Here is a 20,570-nt window from a genome sequence, read left to right as displayed (position 1 = left end):
TGTTTGAATTATTAGCCTTTGTCTGGGCTCAGCGCAGCGACATGGCTAATTGGAAATGGTTATCCTGACGGTGGACCCAATGCATCCGCACTGCCAACATGATGGCAGCAGAGGTCAGGCCGATAATGTTGCCGTACCAGAAGCCGTGAGGTCCCATTGGCGCGACGACCCAGTCTGTCATGCCGAGGATGTATCCGGATGGCAGGCCCAAAATCCAGTAGGCAATAAAGGTCCGGCTGAAAATTGCCTGCATATCTTTATAGCCACGCAGTGCCCCGGCAGCGACGACCTGAACCGCATCGCTACACTGGTACACCGCGGCCAGGAACAGCAATTGACCGGCCAGTAAAACAACATCCGGGTTGTCTGTATACAGCAAAGCGATCTCTTCACGGAAGAGAATGGTCAACGCTGCAGTGATCAGCGACATCGCGATCGACACAAGAATACCGCTGTGGCTGGCAATCCGGGCTTCATCAATCTCTTCTTTGCCCATCAGGAAGCCGACCCGGATACTTAGTGCTGCCCCCAGGCTCATTGGCAGCATAAAGACCAGCGACGAGAAGTTGATTGCGACCTGATGAGCGGCGACCACAATAGAGCCCAGTGGTGAGATCAGCAGGGCAATCGCAGCAAATAACGAGACTTCGAAAAACAGCGATGCCGCCACCGGGAATCCCAGCCTGAACAGGCGTAAGACAGCCTTCGGCTGCGGTTGGTACAGGGTGGTAAACAGACCGGCCTGCTTTAAACGTTTATTGATAAACACATAGATCAGCATGGCGATAAACATCAGCCAGTAGACAATGGCGGTCGCCACCCCGCAGCCGACGCCGCCCATTTCAGGGGCGCCGAATTTACCGTAGACAAAGATCCAGTTCAGTGGGATGTTCGCCGCCAGACCGATAAAGCCGATCACCATCCCGGGGATGGTCAAAGATAAGCCTTCGGAGAAGCTTTTCAGGGTTTGGAAAAACAATAAACCAGGCACGGCATAGAGCACGGCGTGGAGATAGCCGATGGTTTTCTCGGCCAGAACCGGTTCGACGTCCATCAGATCAATCAGCATGCCGGCATTGTAGAGCACCAGAATAATCGGAACGGAAACCAGTGCTGAGAGAACAAATCCGTGCTGCACTTCGAACGGGATTTTTTCCTTTTTGCCTGAGCCGTTGAGCTGAGCAACGATTGGCACTAGAGCGATTAACAGGCCGACGCCGAACAAAATCGCCGGCAACCAGATACTTGAAGCCACGGAAACGGCTGCCATATCGGTGGCACTGACGCCGCCAGCCATCACGGTATCGACAAATCCCATAGCAGTCTGGGCAACGGATGCGATCAGAACCGGGATGGCTAATTTCAATAGATGACGTGTTTCTCGCCAATAGTTTTGCACGGAAGATGCTCCAGAAGAAAGGTAATACAAATGTGCTGAGCGGTGAATTATAGCGCGATAATAACGTGACACAATTGTTAATGTCTAAAAAAGCACCGTGCTGGTTGGGATCTCAATTGCGATCGCCCGGGATACCGGCCAAGCTGTGCTAGGATAGCAGTTTCAATGGGTATTCGTGAGCCGGGTACCGGGTTTTCTTCTGGAGTATGTATGTTTACCGGGATTGTTCAGGGAACAGCAGAAGTTGTTGACATCGTTAAAAAAGATCAGTTTCAGACCCATGTGATCCGCTTGCCGCAAGCCTTGCTGGCCGGCTTGGAAATCGGCGCTTCGGTTTCCCATAATGGCTGCTGTCTGACCGTGACAGAAATCGACGGTGATCGTGTTGCCTTTGATTTGATGCAGGAGACGCTCAAAGTGACCAACCTAGGCCTGGTGAAGGTCGGGGATCATGTCAATATTGAGCGTGCAGCGAAGTTTGGCGATGAAATTGGCGGGCACTCGATGTCTGGTCATGTGAATTTTGCGACCGAAATCAGTGAGGTGATCACCACGCCGAATAATTGCACTCTCTGGTTTAATCTGCCGCAAAACTATAGCAAGTATGTGTTGCGAAAAGGCTATATCGGGATTGACGGTTGCTCGCTGACCATCGGTGAGGTGACCGAGTATCAGTTCTGTGTTCATTTGATCCCGGAAACCCTGAATCGGACATTGTTCGGCCAGCGGCAGGCCGGTGATCGGGTCAATATCGAAATCGACCCGCAGACCCAGGCGATCGTCGATACCGTCGAGCGCGTCCTGGCGGCCCGGTCTTAATCAGAGGCCAGAGGCGCTTGCTGAGGTGCTGATCAAGCCTGCGCTCTGAGCCTTCGGTATCACATCGCAGGCTCAGAAGATTTGTTCGTCGTCCGCATCAACAAACAGGTTGATGGTGCGATGTAAGTCGTCCACTTCCATGGTCAGATGAATGGCGTGGCAACACGCCGGACAGTCGTCGTAAAATTCCTGGCTGCCGCCACTGGCATCCAGGGTGATACGAATATTGTGTCCGCAATGCGGGCAAATAACGCCTTGTTCTGTAATGTTTTTCATTGCTGTACTCCTGAAGAAGTGCTGAGCACGTCAAGCCGGATTCCATTCCTGCAATCGATCTGTGTTGGTACGGTCAATCTCAAATCGAATGGCTGGATACTTCGGTGTCGAGCTGAAATATTTCTTTTTTATCAAGCTGATTTCAGACGGCAGGATATCCTCCGTTGATTAAACTGTAGCGTTTTGTGTTGGTTTCTGCCGTAAATTAACCACAAAGTTTGATTGATGGGGCAGTTTGGAATAAATCACGAGAAAAGAGTCTGATACGAAGTATATAGCGCTGGAAATTTAGGATTTTATTCGAGCGGTCTCAATCGATAAAAAGTCAAATTAGGCACATCTTGCCGCGCATAGAGATCAAAAATGAGAGGTGAAAATAAGTGATTGACTTTCACCTCTTATCGCTGTGAAAAACTCGCTTACAGCGCGGTGATCAAGCTGGTACTTACTTCGTTTAACGAGCGAAGTTTGTGGTCAGCAATCGCCCAGCGGGCGTCTTCTGCAAAGTGTGCTTCAGGCACGGCGATCCCTTTCATTTGGGCTGCTTTTGCAGCCAGCAGGCCGTTGACGGAATCTTCAAAGGCAACGCAGGCCTGAGGCGGAACGCCCAGGGCGTCGGCGGCATTGATATAGACTTCCGGATGCGGTTTGCCGTAGCGCAGATGTTCGGCAGACAGGACGGCACCGAATTTATCTTCGAGAGACAAGGCCTGTAGCGTGGACTGGATCAAGCGCATCGGAGAAGAGGAAGCCAGGCCGATTTTTAAGCCGGCCTGCTCGCAAACCTGAATTGCTTCCAGTACGCCCGGCAGCATGGGTTTGTGCTCGCGGATCAGGGCTTCAACCCGGCAGACGATAGACTCCGTCACGGCGGCGCAGCCCTGGCCCTGCCAGGGCTGTTTGGCAAACCAGAATTCGACCACCTGATCAATGCGCAGCCCGGTGGTTTCCCGGGTATCTTCCTGCGCGATCTGTACCCCAAGCGAAGTCAGCACTTCCACTTGAGCACGTTGCCAGAAAGGTTCAGAGTCGACCAGCAGGCCATCCATATCAAACACAGCAGCTTGTAACATGTACGTCTCTCATAATTCACGACTAACGGCAAACCGTTCGTGACGATCCGCACGTTCTGACTTGTTAGAAAGCCCGAAGATAACATATGAATGTGGATAACGTCATGGCATGTGTCGGGACACCTCAATTGATTGGCGGTTGGAATGATGCCGATCAATTGAGGACCACGGGGATGTGGGATTAGACGGGATCAGCCAGCAGCCCGAGCTTTTCGATCAGGTGCTCGGCTTTGGCAATATAGCTGCCCCCGAACAAATTACAGTGGTTGAGGATGTGGTACAGGTTATACAGCTCTTTGCGCTGCTGGTAACCTTCATCCAGGGGCCAAATTGAGTGGTAGCCCTCATAGAAACGGGGCGGGAAGCCGCCAAACAGCTCGGTCATTGCCAGATCGCACTCCCGATCTCCCCAGTAGCTGGCAGGATCGAAAATGATCGGGCCGGTGACCGTGACGGCAGTATTGCCATGCCAGAGGTCGCCATGGAGCAGGGAAGGCTTGGGCTGGTGGTTCATGAGCAGTTCAATGACCCGGCTGGTGATGGTGTCGATATTGCCGAAATCGATGCCTTTCTCCAGGCAGAGCTGGAGTTGCCAGGCAATGCGCTGCTCGGCAAAGAAGCGGCACCAGCGACGGCGCCACTTGTTCGGTTGTGGCGTCAGGCCGATAAAATTATCCAGGTCAAAGCCGTACTCGGCCTGATCGCCCCAGGCATGTAGCCGCGCTAAGTCCTGCCCCAGGGTATAGGCGTTGGTGTCATCGAGCACTTTGGTCGGCAGGAAGTTTAAGATCAGAAAGGCATGGTCGCGTGAAATGCCCAGGTGTTGGACCTCCGGGACCTGGATGCACCCGGCTTCCTGAAGAATGCGCAGGTTTTCGGCTTCGGCTTCGAAGGTGACCAGTTGCTCACGGTCATTGAGTTTGACAAAAAAGCGGTCATTGCCATCGCCGATACAGTAGCAATCATTGACGTCACCGCCTTCTACCGGCTCCTTTTCGGTGATTTTGAAAGGTTTCCCCAAAACATCAGAAAGCTGGTGAGATATTGCTTGCCACATAGCACCCTCCAAGGCGAACCCAGATATTACAGTCAGAAGTTACCTGTTCTTTCAGTATCCTAGACTAATTGTTGAACGATTTACTGTGCGTTCATCAAGGTTTTAGCGCATTGACTTCTGATCTGCTCCTCCCAAGCATAGCCAAAGCTGGCCGGAATGGTGGCTTGAGTGAATGACAAAACCATGAAAAAAGCCGGAAATTATTCCGGCTTTGGGGAGGGATGTATCGTGTAATGACTTACAGGCTTGGCAGCAGCTGCGCCGGCATCAGGGCATTAAAGCTGGCTTCCTGCAGTAACTGGTTGGCTTTTTCGATATCTGGCGCAAAGTAGCGGTCTTTATCGTAGAAGCTGACACGTTCACGCAGTTGCGCTTTGGCTTCCTCAATCCGAGCCGAACTTTTGTTCGGGCTGCGGAAGTCCAGGCCTTGCGCGGTGGCCAGCAGCTCAACCGCCAGAATACCGCGGGTGTTCTCGGCCATGTCCGTAAGACGACGACCGGCAAAAGTTGCCATAGACACGTGGTCTTCCTGGTTCGCCGAAGTCGGCAGACTGTCAACCGAAGCCGGGTGCGCCAGGGTTTTGTTTTCACTGGCCAAGGCAGCAGAGGTGACCTGGGCAATCATAAAGCCGGAGTTGACGCCGCCGTTATCGACCAGGAAGGGTGGCAACTTGCTCAGCGCGCTGTCGATCAGCAGGGCCATGCGGCGCTCCGACAGGCTGCCGATTTCGGCAATTGCCAGCGCCAGGTTATCGGCAGCCATGGCGACCGGCTCGGCGTGGAAGTTACCGCCGGAAATGATGTCATCATCTTCGGCAAACACTAGCGGGTTGTCGGAGACCGAGTTGGCTTCGACTTCCAGAATATCCGCGGCGTGGCGGATTTGCTGCAGGCAGGCGCCCATGACCTGTGGCTGGCAGCGCAGGGAGTAAGGGTCCTGCACCTTTTCACACTGCTGATGAGACAGACCGATCTCACTTTCTTTATCCAGCATGTGGCGGTACGCGGCGGCGGCGTCAATTTGGCTGCGATGGCCACGCACGCGGTGGATACGCGGGTCAAACGGACGGCGGCTTCCCAGTGCGGCATCAACAGACATCGAGCCGCACACAGTGCCTGCTGCATACAGATCTTCCGCGGCAAACAGGCCTTCCAGGGCAAACGCTGTCGACGCCTGGGTGCCGTTCAGCAGCGCCAGACCTTCTTTCGGTGCCAGGGTGATGGGCTCCAGGCCGGCAATTTTCAGTGCTTCGGCGCCACTTAGGATTTCACCTTTGTGGCGTGCCTGGCCTTCGCCTAGCAGCACGGTGCTCATGTGCGCCAGCGGTGCCAGGTCGCCGGACGCCCCGACTGAGCCTTTTTTCGGAATGCACGGGTAGACTTCGGCGTTTACAAGTTGGATTAAGGCATTGACCACCAGCGGACGGATCCCGGAGAAGCCGCGCGACAAGCTGTTAATTTTCAGCACCATCATCAGGCGCACGGTGGCGTCATCCATGAACTCGCCGATCCCGGCGGCATGGGAGAGCACGATACTGCGCTGCAGGGTTTCCAGATCCTCGACGGCAATTCGGGTGTTGGCCAGCAGGCCAAACCCGGTGTTGATGCCGTAAACGACGCGATCTTCTGCGATGATCCGCTCTACCGCAGCGGTACTGGCCAGCATATCTTCCAGGGCTGCCTCATTGAGCGACAGTGCAACGGTCTGGCGGCTCACTTCACGCAGTTGTTTCAGTGACAGCTGGCCCGGATTGATTTCTAAATGGTACATACAACGTCCTTTCCGCAATCGTTATTTGGTGGTGATCATTGGCAGGTCCAGACCCTGCTCTTTGGCGCAGTTAATCGCAATATCGTAACCGGCATCAGCATGGCGCATGACGCCTGTGGCCGGGTCGTTGCGCAGCACGCGACCGACACGCTCACCGGCTTCATCAGAGCCGTCACAGACCACAACCATACCAGAGTGCTGTGAGAAGCCCATGCCGACACCACCGCCGTGGTGCAGCGATACCCAGGTGGCACCGGATGCGGTGTTCAGCAGGGCGTTCAGCAGCGGCCAGTCGGAAACCGTATCGGAGCCGTCCATCATGCCTTCGGTTTCACGGTTCGGGCTGGCAACAGAGCCGGAGTCCAGGTGGTCACGACCGATGACAATTGGTGCTTTCAGCTCACCATTTTTCACCATTTCGTTGAAGGCTTTCCCCAGGCGGGCACGATCTTTCAGACCCACCCAGCAGATACGCGCCGGCAGGCCCTGGAACTGAATGCGCTCGCGCGCCATGTCCAGCCAGTTGTGCAGGTGCGGGTTGTCCGGGATCAGCTCTTTCACTTTCTGATCCGTTTTGTAGATATCTTCCGGATCGCCGGACAGAGCAGCCCAACGGAACGGACCGACACCTTCACAGAACAGCGGACGGATGTAAGCCGGAACGAAGCCAGGGAAGTCGAATGCGTTTTCAACACCTTCTTCCAGTGCCATCTGGCGGATGTTGTTGCCGTAGTCCACGGTTGCCGAGCCGGCTTTTTGCAGATCCAGCATCGCCTGAACCTGAACTGCCATGGAGGCTTTCGCCGCTTTCACCACAGCCGCTTCGTCTTTCAGACGCATTTCAGCGGCGTATTCCATGCTCCAGCCTTGTGGCAGGTAGCCATTGAGCGGGTCGTGAGCTGAAGTCTGATCCGTAGTGCCGTCCGGTACAATGCCGCGGCGAACAATTTCCGGATAGATATCGGCGGCGTTGCCCAGCAGGCCGACAGAAACCGGTTTGCCGGTTTGCTTGGCTTCTTCGACAATGGCCAGCGCTTCATCCAGCGAGGTGGCTTTACAGTCGACGTAGCCGGTGCGCAGGCGGTAGTCGATACGGCTCTCATCACATTCGACCGCAATCATCGAGAAGCCAGCCATGGTCGCAGCCAGTGGCTGAGCACCACCCATGCCGCCCAAGCCGCCGGTCAGGATCCAGCGGCCTGACGCGTCGCCGTTGAAGTGAGTCTTGGCCATCGCGACAAAGGTTTCGTAGGTGCCCTGGACGATGCCCTGTGAGCCGATGTAAATCCAGCTTCCGGCCGTCATCTGGCCGTACATCATCAGGCCTTTTTTATCCAGCTCGTTAAAGTGTTCCCAGTTGGCCCAGTGCGGCACCAGGTTGGAGTTGGCGATCAGCACGCGCGGCGCATTGGCGTGGGTCTTAAAGACGCCGACCGGCTTACCGGACTGAACCATCAGGGTTTCATCTTCTTCCAGGCGTTTCAGAACCTCAACAATCTTGTCGTAGCATTCCCAGTTTCGTGCCGCACGGCCAATGCCGCCGTAAACCACCAGAGAGTGCGGGTGCTCCGCAACATCCGGGTGCAGGTTGTTCATCAGCATCCGTAGTGGGGCTTCCGTCAGCCATGACTTGGCATTGAGCTGGGTACCGGTCGGCGCTTTGATGGTCCGAGTTTCATCTAAACGTGGGTTTTGTTGAGTCGTAGATTGTGTCATTTGGCTCTCCTTGCAGTGCCTGTATTGTTATCGGATGGCACGGGCGATAGTCCAGGCTAACCGTGCGGCCAGCCGTGCTGTGTGGTTATCAATATCGAATCGCGGGTTGTACTCGGCCAGGTCGGCGACCAGGATCTTGGATTCACCCGCCTGGTTTTTCGCTGCCAGAATGGGCTCGAGTAACTGCTCGACGATATCGAATGGAACGCCGCGCGCGGCCGGGGCACTGACCCCGGGGGCAACAGCGGCGGGAAATACGTCCAGATCAATGGTCAGGTAAAGATGATCGCACTGATCAATAAACGCTTGTAATTCATTCAACGTCTGCTCAAGGTGCTGATGGGTCAGCTCGGTATCATCCTTGTACAGCACCCCCAGACGGTCGGCCTTGTCGTACAGCGCCTGGGTATTGCTGGTCCGGCTCAGGCCCAGACAGGCATAGCGGAACGGCCAGTTTTGCAGCTGGCAGAAGCGGGCTGCCTGATGGAACGGTGTACCTGAGCTACCCATATTGGACTGCTGCCCGGCCGGCGGGTTACGCAGGTCGAAGTGGGCGTCAAAGTTAATGATCCCGACGCGTGGTGCCGGACGAGACGGCGGAGCTTCGGCATCTGTGCCTTCCGTAGCACCTGCTTGTTGCTTTTGCAGCAGGTAATTACCGATCCCCTGGAAGGTTCCCCAGGCAACTTCGTGGCCGCCGCCGAAAACAATCACTTTGTGGCGTTGGCGCAGTGCACGGCAGACGTCTTCACCCAGCCGGTACTGGGCCAACTCCAGATTGCCGTCGTTACAGCAGATGTCACCACCGTCGTAGATCGGCTCTTGGTGATGCCAGGCCAGGTTCGCCAGCGTTTTTCGAATCGCTTGCGGTGCCTGGTAGGCGCCGGTGCGACCTTTGTTGCGGGATACCCCTTCATCGCAGGCAAAGCCGAGTAGCATAATGCCTTCTTCATTGGCTTGATCCGCCGGCTGGACCACCTGGTGCCAGCGCAGACCCAGCTCACCGTCTTCCGGATCGGTACGACCGGTCCAGGTACTCATATCAATTGGCATGGTTGAACGCTCCGTTAGCTGGAAACAGATGTCCATCGACGACACGCGCCATTAAGTCCGGAACACCCAGGCGATAAGACAGTTCGGCAGGCGTCGCAACCTGCCACAGGGCCAGATCCGCATCCATGCCCGGTTTGATTTGTCCGCGGCTCTCCTGCAGGCCAAGGGCTTGCGCCGCGTGGCAGGTGACGCCGCGCAGACACTCTTCCGGTGTCAGGCGGAACAGGGTGCAGCCCATGTTCATCATGGTGCGCAGCGAGGCAATCGGGGAGGTCCCCGGGTTGAAATCAGTCGCCAGGGCCATCGGCACCTGGTGTTGGCGTAACAGCGCAATCGGTGGCAACTGGGTTTCCCGCAGGAAATAGAAGGCGCCCGGCAGCAGGGTCGCGACGGTCCCGTGGGTTGCCAGTGCTTTTACCCCGGCTTCGTCCAGAAACTCGATGTGATCGACCGAAGTGGCCCCCATTTGGGCAGCCAGTGCGCTGCCGCCCAGGTTCGACAGTTGTTCGGTATGTCCTTTAATCTGCAGGCCGTGGGTTTTGGCGGCCTCAAATACACGCTGGCACTGGGCCGGGCTGAACGCGATGCCCTCGCAGAATACATCAACCGCATCGGCCAGTTGCTCGTTGGCTGCTGCCGGGATGATGTTCTGGCAGACAAAGTCGATGTAGTCGTCGCTGCGTCCGGCAAATTCCGGCGGCAGGGCATGGGCGGCCAGCAGGGTGGTCGAGACTTTGATATCGGACGCCCTGCCAATTCGGCGGGCGACACGCAGCATCTTCAGCTCATCTTCCAGGGTCAGGCCATAGCCGGATTTGATCTCGACCGTGGTGACGCCATCCTGTTTCAGACCGGCCAGGCGCGCTACGGCTAGTTCAAACAGTTCATCTTCGGTTGCGGTGCGCGTTGCACGAACGGTAGACAGAATTCCGCCGCCGGCCTTGGCGATCGCTTCGTAAGGAACCCCATTGAGGCGCTGCTCAAACTCATTGGCACGATTGCCGGCATACACCAGGTGGGTGTGGCAGTCGATCAGCCCCGGTGTCACCAGTGCGCCCTGACAGTCAATCACCTGCGGATGACCATGGCAGTCCGGGTGTTCATCGGCATGGCCGGCGAATTGAATTTTTCCGTCCTGAATACCAATCATGGCATTGTCGATGATCTGGTAGCCATTGTCCGGCTGCATCGTGACCAGTTTGAGATTTGTCAGTACGCGATCCATGAGAACCTATATTGCGTGTTGTTAATGTATATACAAATTATTAGTCAAAATTCGGGGTGAACACAAGAGATTGTGTAAATAAAATGTGATCGAAATGGCAATAAATCGATAATTCTGACAATTGGGCAGGATCGGGTTTGAGAGAATCAGCGACTTAAACGCTGTTTTTATAAATGTCTAGATAAAAGATGTGGTGATTAAACAGACAGCTCTGCCATGGGTGGCAGACATATCGATTGCGTATGTCAAATATCTGGTGGTGTATAGCGTGGTTGATACGAAAAGGAGCCCGTGGAGAACTCCTTTATCTTAGGAAGGCTATACTAATCACAGTCAATCAGTGAGCAGAAATAGCGTCGGAAAATTCTTGAGAACAAGGCAGAATTTTTCGAGCAGTAGTTATTCTACAATCAAAAATTCTAACGCAGTTATCGAGCATTTTAACAAGCTAGGATGATCCCTGATTGACTACGATTGGTATATTATACCTTGCTGCGGGAGCTGAGTTTGTACTTGTCGCCCGGATGGTAGAGCAGGGCGGTACTGATCAGGTTCTTATTGCTCCAGGTTCGGCGGTTGAGCAGCAGACAAGGGGAGCCTGAGCGGATCTTCAGTAAATCGGCAATTCGCTTAGCCGGCAGAATGGCTTCGACCGTATGCTCGATGTCACTCAGCGGGCAGGCCTGGACCAGGTATTCATTCGGGGTTTGGCGGGTAAAGTCCTGCTCGATATAACTCGGGGCAAAGTCAGGGTTGACCCAGCGCTCTTCCAACTGGATAGGGCTGTCATTCTCGAAGTGGACAATCTGGGTAAAATAAACATCGGTGCCATGGCGGACCCCCAGTTGCAGCGCAATTTCATCACTCGCTTTCACGGTGGCCTGGCTGATCACCTCACTGGTATAATGATGGCCGCGGTTTTTTACCTCTTCGGCAATATTGCGGATCGCCATCAGCGGCGATTCTGCCTTTTTCTGGCAAACAAATGTGCCCAGTCGCGGTGTACGCTCGAGTAGCCCGTCTTTGACTAAATCACGAATCGCTTTGTTGGCGGTCATCCGACTGACAGAAAATTGCTCCGACAGTTCGATTTCAGTAGGGATCCGGTGACCCGGCGGCCAGACCCGGGATTGGATCTTCTCATGGAGATATTGTTTGATTTGTAAGTATCGCGGGGACTGAGCCATTGTTGTTTTTCCATAATTGCCTATACAAATGAAAGCAATTTTTCTGCGTGATTTCAAGTTTACCCGTACAGTATTTGGGGTAACGCAGGGAAATAAAGCCTGCTGGAGCAGTCAGTGGTGATAAATACTTCAATCTGATTCAATTGATGCACTCTACTTTGCATTATCTTCCCCGCGTTTGCTATAGTCCACCTTTGTCTTTGTGTCCCGTGCTGCTCAGTATTGCGGTATCGGCATAAAGGTGACTCTCACTTTAAGCTTCTCAAAGCTTTTACGTTTAAATTCAACATGTCTTGCTTGGTGTGCAAGACCACTGTTAAAGGATATATACATGCCTGTAATTACTCTTCCTGACGGCAGTCAGCGTCAATTCGACAACCCGGTTTCAACTTTGGAAGTTGCACAATCAATCGGTCCTGGTTTGGCAAAAGCGACCATTGCCGGTCGAGTTAATGGTCAGCGCGTCGATGCGTGTGATCTGATCGAAACAGATGCGAGCCTTGAAATCATCACAGCGAAAGACGAAGTCGATGGCCTGGAAATTGTTCGTCACTCCTGTGCGCACCTGTTGGGCCACGCCCTGAAACAGCTGTACCCGCAAGCGAAAATGGCGATTGGTCCGACGATCGACAACGGCTTTTATTACGATATTGATTTGGATGAGTCGCTGACGCAAGAAGATCTGGAAAAGATTGAAAAGCGGATGAAAGAGCTGGCGAAGACCAAATACCAGGTGGTAAAGAAAAAGGTCAGCTGGCAGGAAGCACGTGATACGTTTGAATCCCGTGAAGAGCCGTACAAGATGGAAATCCTCGACGAGAACGTTTCTCGCGACGATCGTCCGGGCCTGTATCATCACGAAGAATACGTTGACATGTGTCGTGGCCCGCACGTCCCGCATATGGGCTTCTGCCAGCACTTTACACTGCTGAACGTTGCCGGTGCTTACTGGCGCGGGAACAGCGACAACAAGATGCTGCAGCGGATTTACGGCACGGCCTTCCACGACAAGAAAGCGCTGAAGGCGCATCTGGTTCGTCTCGAAGAAGCAGCAAAGCGTGACCACCGTAAGATTGGTAAGCAGCTGGACTTGTTCCACATGCAGCAAGAAGCACCGGGTATGGTCTTCTGGCACCACAATGGCTGGACCATTTTCCGCGAGCTGGAAGTCTTTATTCGCGAAAAACTGGCTGAGTATGATTACCAGGAGGTTAAAGGTCCGCTGATGATGGACCGCGTGCTGTGGGAACGCTCTGGTCACTGGGACAAATACGCGGAAGCGATGTTCACGACGTCTTCTGAAAACCGTGAATATGCGATTAAGCCGATGAACTGCCCGGGTCACGTGCAGATCTTCAACCAGGGACTGAAATCTTACCGTGATCTGCCACTGCGTATGGCAGAGTTCGGCTCATGTCACCGTAACGAGCCATCCGGCGCCCTGCACGGCATAATGCGCGTACGTGGTTTTACCCAGGATGATGCTCACGTATTCTGTACTGAAGATCAGGTACAACAAGAAGTTACTTCTTGTATCAAAATGGTTTATGATACCTACCAGACATTTGGCTTTGACAACATTGTTGTGAAGCTGTCGACACGTCCTGAAAAACGTGTTGGCTCAGATGAAATGTGGGATAAAGCCGAATCGGACCTGAAACTGGCACTGGCGTCTATGGATATCCCATATGACATCCAGGAAGGTGAGGGTGCATTCTACGGACCGAAGATCGAGTTTACCCTGCATGACTGTCTGGATCGTGCCTGGCAGTGTGGCACGGTGCAACTGGACTTTGCGTTGCCTGAGCGTCTGGGTGCGACTTATGTTGGTGAAGACAACGAGCGCCATACCCCGGTGATGATTCACCGTGCGATTCTGGGCTCGCTGGAGCGCTTTATCGGAATTCTGATTGAAGAGTATGCTGGTTTCTTCCCAACCTGGTTGGCACCACAACAAGCTGTGGTGATGAATATTACCGACAGTCAGTCAGAATATGTCCAGGAAGTCGTAGCAAAACTGCAAAAAAGTGGAATTAGAGCCATTGCGGACTTGAGAAATGAGAAGATTGGCTTTAAAATTCGCGAACATACTTTGAAGCGGGTACCTTACATGCTGGTTTGCGGCGACAAAGAAGTCGAAGCAGGCGAGATTGCGGTACGTACTCGCAAGGGTAAAGATTTGGGTAAATTTAAGATTGATGATCTTGTTGCATTTATGCAGGAAGAAATTAGCAGTCGCAAGCTCAATATTGTGGAGGAATAAGGTATTAAAGGCGGAAGAAGAACCCAAGCACCAGTGAAACAAAATCAGCATCGTCTGAACGGCGAAATCCGTGGTGTACGCGAAGTTCGCTTGACTGGTATTGATGGGGAGTCAATTGGTGTTGTTTCTATTGAAGAAGCAATGAATACTGCTCATGAAGCTGGTGTTGATCTAGTTGAAATCAGCCCTAATGCCGAGCCACCAGTTTGTCGTGTGATGGACTATGGCAAGTACCTGTTCGAAAAGAGCAAGGCTGCTAAAGAGCAAAAGAAAAAGCAAAAACAAATCCAGGTGAAGGAAGTTAAATTCCGTCCTGGTACAGACGAAGGCGATTATCAGGTAAAACTGCGCAACCTGACTCGCTTTTTAGAAGAGGGCAACAAGGGCAAAGTCACACTGCGTTTCCGTGGTCGTGAGATGGCCCACCAGAGTCTGGGTATCGATCTTCTGAATCGTATCAAGGAAGAGCTAGCCGACCTAGCGGTTGTAGAGAGCTTCCCGACGCGAGTTGAAGGTCGTCAAATGACGATGATGCTTGCCCCGAAGAAGAAGTAATTACGGCATTCCAAGTAGCACAAAGCGCTGCTTTACCGCAGCGCTTTTTGTTCGCCTGATTACTATGTTATTAACTATCAACAATGCGGAGTCTCATCATGCCTAAGATGAAATCCAACAAAGGTGCTGCTAAGCGTTTCAAGAAAACTGCTGGTGGCTTTAAGTTTAAGCACGCAACTAAGCGTCACATCCTGACTAAACGTACTACTAAGAACAAACGTCAGCTACGTCCAAACGCTATCCTTCCTGCATGTGAAGTGGCAGCTGTTGCACGTATGCTTCCGTTCGCTTAATCGTTTTTAGTTTTATATTTTTAATTTAGTTAGGAGTCTCCTATGCCTCGCGTAAAACGTGGTGTACAAGCACGTGCACGTCACAAGAAAGTTCTTAAACAAGCTAAAGGTTACTACGGTGCACGTTCACGTGTATATCGCGTAGCTTTCCAAGCAGTAACTAAAGCTGGTCAGTATGCTTACCGTGACCGTCGCAACAAGAAACGTACTTTCCGTCAACTGTGGATTGCACGTATCAACGCTGCTGCTCGTCAAAACGGTATGTCTTACAGCCGTCTGATCAATGGTCTTAAGAAAGCCTCTATCGAGATCGATCGTAAGATCCTGGCTGACATCGCTGTATTCGACAAAGCAACTTTCGCAGTTCTAGTTGAAAAAGCAAAAGCTGCACTGTAATTTCAGTCCAGTTTGATGTGAAAAGGAGAGCTTCGGCTCTCCTTTTTTCTTGCCTGCCACATACTCTGTATCCAAAATATTCTCCCGGCCTCAGGTGCCGTATGATGACGCCGCTTGATGATCCGCTGTTATTTGGTAACACCATTTTTGCAGACCCAGCACCATGGCTACAGACACAATGGCCAGGAGGCAGAAGCAGAATACAGGGCCACTGAGTAACTGCACCACTGGCGATGCTTCAAGCTGGTGGAACGCCAACAGCCATTGGATCGCGCCACTCCACGCCAACATCAGCCAATACACGGCGGTTAGCAGCGGAACCAATATATGGTTACGAAAATCAACCCCGCATCGACCGGATGTTGGCATCAGCAAATAGACAAAAGCCAGGTATGCCGCGAGACTGCCGATAATGGCTTGCAGGATAGTGACAGGATCCCGGTGATTAAACCGTAATTCGCCCTGGCTATCTCCCATCAAGAGGAACAGTAGCCAGTAAGCACAAAGCATCATTGCGGGCTCCCGCCAATGGATGATCAGGTTGCGGCCAAATATCGCACCGAACAATTTTCTGATGGAGAAATAGAGGAAGAAGTTGGTGCCAAGCGCTGCCGGGACCAGCAACAGCTGCAGCGCCAAATTATCGAAAATCAGGGCGGCAACTTCTGGATTGCTGTAGGCTCCCATGTACCAGAAAAGGGACATGACCAAGGTGTTCAGAACACCATGATTAAGGTAAATCTCTCCACTGTGTGTGCCGAGTTTCGCCAGTACAGAAGGCGAGGTCGTTGTTGGTCGGGTCAGTACAAGTGCCGTTAATGCCAGGGTGACCGGAATGGTCATGAGATAATAATCTGCGCTGGTACTGCCGTGTCGCCGGATCAGCCAAAGCCCTTCTGCAACAGACAGGGCAGAAAATATCAGCGTGGCCAGTAAATAGGTAGGCCAGGGCGCACGTGCAATCCATCTGACGGCGTTGCTTCTGGCCAACTGGTACCCCAGCATCAGATAAAACAGGCCAAAGAACAGCGGGTCGCGGGAGTTTGTCAAAAAGGTGTTGGTTTGCGGATTAAACAGCTCAACAGGAAGCAATACCTGATAGGACTGTCCAGTTAAGCCAATTGCATGGAGCATACAGGCGATGAGCAACAGAGGAGTCGTCACCTGGAAACGCTGTGCCAGATAAAGCAGGCTGATGGTGATGATCAGGGCGGTCATAAACCACATGATCTCGAACCCGAGAGTTCCGTGGTACAGTGCTGCCAACCAGGAAAACGATTGCCAGTTTTGATAGCCCAGCCCAACGACAAGCAGGTAAAACAGGGTCCAGATGAGATACATCCGGATCAACTTGCTCACATAGCGCAGGGTATACTGCCCACTGTCAGACTGGCTACGGAAATAGTAGAGATATCCGGCGGCGACAAAAAAGAAGGGCACAGCGAACCGGGCCAATATATTCAGGCTCAGATAAATGGCATTCTGCTCTTCACCCCCGTAGCCATAGAAGCTCATATAATGAATGACAAATACTGCAATAATTGCCAAGAACTTTACTGAGTCGAAGGCATGGATCCTTTGCATGAGCGTCTCCGAATACGAGGTGAACACGTGTTGCATAATCATTCGGATCCTTGCCTGATTCTGTTCCTGCTTCAACTACTTACCCAAAGTTACACAGAGTTGCATTGCTTCGTTCGAGAGACCGCGGGTTTGTGTGTGAAGACTTGGCACGCCAGTGGCGTTAATTTTGCTCAATTCCCTCTTTTTATGGCATTTCAGTTTGGATTTAGACGCATGTTTCTTTAGTATGTATCGTTACGCGAATTTATATCTCCCTAAAGGACGCCACCTGTAGGTGGATGAGGAAACGATGCTACATCTAGACGAGATTATTGCCAACGCAACGGCAGCCATAGAGCAGGCTGAGTCATTAGTCGCTCTGGACGAAGTCCGTGTCCAGTATCTGGGCAAAAAGGGTGAACTGACCCTTCAATTACAAAGCTTGGGCAAACTTCCGCCGGAAGAGCGCCGCGAAGCCGGTCAAAACATCAATAAAGCCAAGCAAGCGGTTCAGCAGGGCATTGCTGCGCGTAAAGATGCGCTGCAACGTGCCGAACTGGAAGCCAAACTGGCTGCTGAAACAATTGATGTGAGCCTGCCGGGCCGTCGCATCGAGAACGGTGGGTTGCACCCGGTTACCCGTACCGTTGAGCGTATCGAAACCTTCTTTGGTGAGTTGGGCTTTAATGTTGAAGCCGGCCCTGAAATCGAAGATGCATTCCACAACTTCGACGCGTTGAATATTGCGGCCGATCACCCGGCGCGTACGGATCACGACACCTTCTTCTTTAACCCTGATCTGATGCTTCGTACGCACACCTCAGGCGTTCAGATCCGGACGATGGAAAACGGCAAACCGCCATTCCGTTTTATCGCGCCAGGCCGTGTTTACCGTAATGACTACGACCAAACCCATACGCCAATGTTTCACCAGGTGGAAGGGATGCTGGTTGATGAGAATGTCAATTTTGCTCAGCTGAAAGGCATTTTGCATGACTTCCTGTGTAACTTCTTTGAAGAAGAAGTGGAAGTTCGTTTCCGTCCTTCATACTTCCCGTTCACTGAACCTTCTGCAGAAGTGGACGTGAAAGGCAAGAATGGTAAGTGGCTTGAGGTCCTGGGCTGCGGTATGGTTCACCCGAACGTGCTGCGTAGCGTCGGGATCGATCCTGATAAATACTCTGGTTTTGCGTTCGGTATGGGTGTAGAGCGTCTGACGATGCTGCGTTACGGCGTCAACGACCTGCGCGCATTCTTCGAGAACGATCTTCGTTTCCTAAAACAGTTCAAGTAATCCAGAGGTTTAAACACTATGAAATTTAGCGAATCATGGCTTCGTGAGTGGGTAAGCCCTTCTGTGACAACGGATGAGCTGACGCACCAAATTACAATGGCTGGCCTTGAGGTCGATGACGTTCTGCCTGTGGCCGGCACTTTCACTGGTGTGAAAGTAGGCCAGGTGGTTGAATGTGGTCAGCACCCGGATGCAGACAAGCTCCGCGTGACCAAAGTTGATGTGGGTGAAGCAGAGCTGCTGGATATCGTTTGTGGCGCGCCGAACTGTCGTCAGGGCTTGAAAGTGGCTGTAGCCACTGTCGGTGCCGTACTGCCGGGTGACTTCAAAATTAAGAAAGCGAAACTGCGTGGCCAGCCTTCTCACGGCATGCTGTGTTCTTTCACCGAGCTGGGCATTGACGTTGAGTCTGATGGGATCATGGAGCTGGCAGATGACGCCGTGATCGGAACTGATTTCCGTGAATTCCTGGGTCTGGATGATGTAACGGTTGATGTGGATCTGACGGCCAACCGCGCCGACTGCTTCAGCATCCGCGGGATGGCGCGTGAAGTCGGCGTGCTGAATCGTGCCGACGTGACTGCGCCAGCCGTCAAGGCGGTTGCGCCATCGATCGATGATACCGTTTCGATCGAAGTGAAAGCACTTGCGGCGTGCCCACGTTATCTGGGCCGCGTGATCAAGAATGTCAACGTTGCTGCGGAAACACCGTTGTGGATGCAGGAAAAGCTGCGTCGCTGTGGCATCCGCTCGATTGATCCGGTTGTTGATATCACCAACTACGTTCTGCTGGAGCAGGGACAGCCAATGCATGCCTTTGATCTGGACAAGATCGAAGGTGGCATCGTGGTTCGGATGGCAGAGCAGGATGAAAAGCTGACGTTGCTGGATGGCTCTGAAGCGGTTCTGAATGCCGATACCCTGGTTGTTGCGGACCATAACAAGGCACTGGCGATGGCCGGTATCTTCGGGGGTGAGCTGTCGGGCGTGATGTCTTACACCAAAGATATCCTGCTGGAATGTGCGTTCTTCGCCCCGGATCACATCCGCGGCCGTGCCCGTAGCTATGGCCTGCACACGGATTCTTCCATGCGCTTTGAACGCGGTGTGGATTATGCGCTGCAAGCCAGTGCGATGGAACGTGCCACGCAGCTGATCGTTGAGATCTGTGGTGGTGAAGTGGCGCCGGTCGTGGCGGTTGAATCTGAAGCGGATCTGCCACAACCGAATACCGTTGCCCTGCGTCGCACCAAGCTGGATAACCTGCTGGGTCACCATATTGCCGATGCTGAGGTGGTTGAGATCCTTGAGCGTCTGGGGATGGCTGTAGAAACCACAGCCGAAGGTTGGACGGCAACGGCACCGACCTGGCGTTTTGATATTGCGATTGAGCAGGATCTGATTGAAGAAGTCGGCCGTATCTACGGTTACAACAATATTCCGAATCAGTCGCCTGCGGCGGCATTGAAGATGAACGATCACAAAGAAGCGGATCTGCCGCTGAAACGTGTTCGTAACCTGCTGGTCGACCGTGGTTACCACGAAGCAATCACGTACAGCTTCGTAGAGCCAGAACAGCAGCAGCTGATCGTACCGGGTGTTGAACCGCTGGTGCTGCCAAATCCGATTTCTGCGGATATGTCTGCCATGCGTCTGGGTCTGATCCAGGGCTTGCTGAACACGGTGGTTCACAATCAGAAACGTCAGCAGCCACGTGTTCGCCTGTTTGAGTACGGCCTGCGTTTCATCCCGTGTGACAGCGCTGAAAACGGCATGCGCCAGGAGCCAATGCTGGCAGGTGTGATTGTCGGTACCCGTAGCGAAGAGCACTGGGATATCGACACCAATACCGTTGACTTCTTCGACCTGAAAGGTGATCTGGAAGCGGTTCTGGAGTTGACAGCGAACGATAAGGCTTACAGCTTTAAAGCGGCAAAGCATCCGGCACTTCATCCGGGCCAGACGGCTGCCATTGTTGTTGACGGGAAAGAAATCGGTGTGATCGGCACGGTTCACCCTGAGCTTGAGCGTAAGTTCGGCCTGAACGGTCGTACCATTGTGTTCGAAATCGAGTGGTCTGCGATTGATTCCCGCGTGATCCCGGAAGCTGTGGCGCTGTCGAAGTTCCCGGCCAACCGCCGTGATATCGCTGTCGTCGTGAACGAAGACGTTGCTGCGGGTGATATTGTGGCAGCTTGCCGCACCCATGGTGGTGAGCTGCTGACTGACGTGAATCTGTTTGATGTCTACCGTGGCAAAGGAGTAGAGGAAGGCAAGAAGAGCCTGGCGATTGCGCTGACGCTGCAATCGACGGAGCGAACGCTGGAAGAAGCTGATATCTCAGGTGCCGTAGACGCCATTGTCGCGGCGCTGGCTGAAGGCTTTGATGCATCCCTGCGTGACTAGTCACAGAAACAACAGGACTTAAAGGCGAACTTTTTTGTTATTTAAGTCATTGTTTTATGAAAGCAGCCGGTAACGGCTGCTTTTTTTTGATCTTTAGTCAAAATTGGCTAACATTCTGATAGATAGCGGTATTTGCTGGTTCTGCCGCTTCTTTCAGAGTGTTATGCGGTAGTCGTATGATTTTTCAGAAATTATTTTGGGAGCAAGTGAATAGAAAGCACAAC

Annotated in this window: 17 protein-coding genes; 7 read left to right on the top strand and 10 right to left on the bottom strand. The window is 52.9% G+C overall.

Annotation, left to right across the window (positions count from 1 at the left end; all coding sequences use genetic code 11):
- Positions 1-28: 28 nt before the first annotated feature.
- Complete coding sequence (locus tag NNL38_RS09365) at positions 29-1,399, bottom strand: MATE family efflux transporter (RefSeq protein ID WP_255387789.1); 1,371 nt, start codon at positions 1,397-1,399, stop codon at positions 29-31.
- 210 nt (positions 1,400-1,609) lie between these two features.
- On the opposite strand from NNL38_RS09365, the gene NNL38_RS09360 reads away from it, so the two are divergent.
- Positions 1,610-2,218, top strand: coding sequence for a riboflavin synthase subunit alpha (locus NNL38_RS09360; RefSeq protein ID WP_255387788.1), 609 nt, complete (start codon positions 1,610-1,612; stop codon positions 2,216-2,218).
- Positions 2,219-2,290: 72 nt separating this feature from the next.
- On the opposite strand, the gene NNL38_RS09355 is transcribed toward NNL38_RS09360, so the two are convergent.
- The 8 genes from NNL38_RS09355 to hutC form a co-directional block, all read right to left on the bottom strand.
- Positions 2,291-2,494, bottom strand: a complete 204-nt coding sequence (locus NNL38_RS09355; RefSeq protein ID WP_255387787.1) for a CPXCG motif-containing cysteine-rich protein — start codon at positions 2,492-2,494, stop codon at positions 2,291-2,293.
- Between the two features lie 419 nt (positions 2,495-2,913).
- Entirely contained in the window at positions 2,914-3,567 is a 654-nt protein-coding gene (hxpB, locus tag NNL38_RS09350; protein ID WP_255387786.1) for a hexitol phosphatase HxpB, read from the bottom strand.
- 181 nt (positions 3,568-3,748) lie between these two features.
- A complete protein-coding gene (locus tag NNL38_RS09345; RefSeq protein ID WP_255387785.1) occupies positions 3,749-4,624 on the bottom strand; it encodes a fructosamine kinase family protein in 876 nt (291 codons plus the stop codon).
- A 238-nt stretch (positions 4,625-4,862) separates the two neighbouring features.
- A complete protein-coding gene (gene hutH / locus NNL38_RS09340) occupies positions 4,863-6,395 on the bottom strand; it encodes a histidine ammonia-lyase (protein ID WP_255387784.1) in 1,533 nt (510 codons plus the stop codon).
- A gap of 21 nt (positions 6,396-6,416) precedes the next feature.
- Complete coding sequence (gene hutU / locus NNL38_RS09335) at positions 6,417-8,111, bottom strand: urocanate hydratase (protein ID WP_255387783.1); 1,695 nt, start codon at positions 8,109-8,111, stop codon at positions 6,417-6,419.
- A 27-nt stretch (positions 8,112-8,138) separates the two neighbouring features.
- Positions 8,139-9,164 (bottom strand): formimidoylglutamase, encoded by a 1,026-nt coding sequence (gene hutG / locus NNL38_RS09330; protein ID WP_255387782.1) that lies wholly within the window; start codon positions 9,162-9,164, stop codon positions 8,139-8,141.
- Positions 9,154-10,389: an imidazolonepropionase gene (gene hutI / locus NNL38_RS09325; RefSeq protein ID WP_255387781.1), complete on the bottom strand. Its 1,236-nt coding sequence runs from the start codon at positions 10,387-10,389 to the stop codon at positions 9,154-9,156. Before hutI ends, hutG begins: the two co-directional genes overlap by 11 nt.
- A 482-nt stretch (positions 10,390-10,871) precedes the next feature.
- The gene (gene hutC, locus NNL38_RS09320; protein WP_255387780.1) at positions 10,872-11,576 is read right to left on the bottom strand and encodes a histidine utilization transcriptional repressor HutC; all 705 of its coding nucleotides are present in this window, start codon (positions 11,574-11,576) and stop codon (positions 10,872-10,874) included.
- Between the two features lie 331 nt (positions 11,577-11,907).
- On the opposite strand from hutC, the gene thrS reads away from it, so the two are divergent.
- The 4 genes from thrS to rplT all read left to right on the top strand — a co-directional run bounded on the left by thrS (position 11,908) and on the right by rplT (position 15,083).
- The gene (gene thrS / locus NNL38_RS09315; RefSeq protein ID WP_255387779.1) at positions 11,908-13,839 is read left to right on the top strand and encodes a threonine--tRNA ligase; all 1,932 of its coding nucleotides are present in this window, start codon (positions 11,908-11,910) and stop codon (positions 13,837-13,839) included.
- Positions 13,840-13,872: 33 nt separating this feature from the next.
- Positions 13,873-14,394, top strand: coding sequence for a translation initiation factor IF-3 (gene infC / locus NNL38_RS09310; protein ID WP_255387778.1), 522 nt, complete (start codon positions 13,873-13,875; stop codon positions 14,392-14,394).
- A 98-nt stretch (positions 14,395-14,492) separates the two neighbouring features.
- Positions 14,493-14,687, top strand: coding sequence for a 50S ribosomal protein L35 (gene rpmI, locus NNL38_RS09305; RefSeq protein ID WP_007469870.1), 195 nt, complete (start codon positions 14,493-14,495; stop codon positions 14,685-14,687).
- A gap of 42 nt (positions 14,688-14,729) precedes the next feature.
- Entirely contained in the window at positions 14,730-15,083 is a 354-nt protein-coding gene (rplT, locus tag NNL38_RS09300) for a 50S ribosomal protein L20 (protein ID WP_255387777.1), read from the top strand.
- A gap of 90 nt (positions 15,084-15,173) precedes the next feature.
- On the opposite strand, the gene NNL38_RS09295 is transcribed toward rplT, so the two are convergent.
- Positions 15,174-16,667 carry an acyltransferase family protein gene (locus tag NNL38_RS09295; protein ID WP_255387776.1) on the bottom strand — a complete coding sequence of 498 codons (1,494 nt, stop codon included), beginning with the start codon at positions 16,665-16,667 and terminating at the stop codon, positions 15,174-15,176.
- Positions 16,668-16,956: 289 nt separating this feature from the next.
- On the opposite strand from NNL38_RS09295, the gene pheS reads away from it, so the two are divergent.
- Both pheS and pheT read left to right on the top strand, forming a co-directional pair.
- Complete coding sequence (gene pheS, locus NNL38_RS09290; protein WP_255387775.1) at positions 16,957-17,940, top strand: phenylalanine--tRNA ligase subunit alpha; 984 nt, start codon at positions 16,957-16,959, stop codon at positions 17,938-17,940.
- 18 nt (positions 17,941-17,958) lie between these two features.
- Positions 17,959-20,346 (top strand): phenylalanine--tRNA ligase subunit beta, encoded by a 2,388-nt coding sequence (gene pheT, locus NNL38_RS09285; protein ID WP_255387774.1) that lies wholly within the window; start codon positions 17,959-17,961, stop codon positions 20,344-20,346.
- Positions 20,347-20,570: the final 224 nt, after the last annotated feature.

It is taken from the genome of Photobacterium atrarenae (assembly GCF_024380015.1).
In the GTDB taxonomy this organism is placed as follows: Bacteria; Pseudomonadota; Gammaproteobacteria; order Enterobacterales; family Vibrionaceae; genus Photobacterium; species Photobacterium atrarenae.
This window is presented reverse-complemented; position numbering and strand designations above follow the sequence as displayed.

Excerpts from the sequence above, each read along its gene's own strand:
- NNL38_RS09360 (WP_255387788.1), top strand. The coding sequence starts at position 1,610 with ATGTTTACCGGGATTGTTCAGGGAACAGCAGAAGTTGTTGACATCGTT.
- NNL38_RS09355 (WP_255387787.1), bottom strand. The coding sequence starts at position 2,494 with ATGAAAAACATTACAGAACAAGGCGTTATTTGCCCGCATTGCGGACAC.
- hxpB (WP_255387786.1), bottom strand. The coding sequence starts at position 3,567 with ATGTTACAAGCTGCTGTGTTTGATATGGATGGCCTGCTGGTCGACTCT.
- NNL38_RS09345 (WP_255387785.1), bottom strand. The coding sequence starts at position 4,624 with ATGTGGCAAGCAATATCTCACCAGCTTTCTGATGTTTTGGGGAAACCT.
- hutH (WP_255387784.1), bottom strand. The coding sequence starts at position 6,395 with ATGTACCATTTAGAAATCAATCCGGGCCAGCTGTCACTGAAACAACTG.
- hutU (WP_255387783.1), bottom strand. The coding sequence starts at position 8,111 with ATGACACAATCTACGACTCAACAAAACCCACGTTTAGATGAAACTCGG.
- hutG (WP_255387782.1), bottom strand. The coding sequence starts at position 9,164 with ATGCCAATTGATATGAGTACCTGGACCGGTCGTACCGATCCGGAAGAC.
- hutI (WP_255387781.1), bottom strand. The coding sequence starts at position 10,389 with ATGGATCGCGTACTGACAAATCTCAAACTGGTCACGATGCAGCCGGAC.
- hutC (WP_255387780.1), bottom strand. The coding sequence starts at position 11,576 with ATGGCTCAGTCCCCGCGATACTTACAAATCAAACAATATCTCCATGAG.
- thrS (WP_255387779.1), top strand. The coding sequence starts at position 11,908 with ATGCCTGTAATTACTCTTCCTGACGGCAGTCAGCGTCAATTCGACAAC.
- rpmI (WP_007469870.1), top strand. The coding sequence starts at position 14,493 with ATGCCTAAGATGAAATCCAACAAAGGTGCTGCTAAGCGTTTCAAGAAA.
- rplT (WP_255387777.1), top strand. The coding sequence starts at position 14,730 with ATGCCTCGCGTAAAACGTGGTGTACAAGCACGTGCACGTCACAAGAAA.
- NNL38_RS09295 (WP_255387776.1), bottom strand. The coding sequence starts at position 16,667 with ATGCAAAGGATCCATGCCTTCGACTCAGTAAAGTTCTTGGCAATTATT.
- pheS (WP_255387775.1), top strand. The coding sequence starts at position 16,957 with ATGCTACATCTAGACGAGATTATTGCCAACGCAACGGCAGCCATAGAG.
- pheT (WP_255387774.1), top strand. The coding sequence starts at position 17,959 with ATGAAATTTAGCGAATCATGGCTTCGTGAGTGGGTAAGCCCTTCTGTG.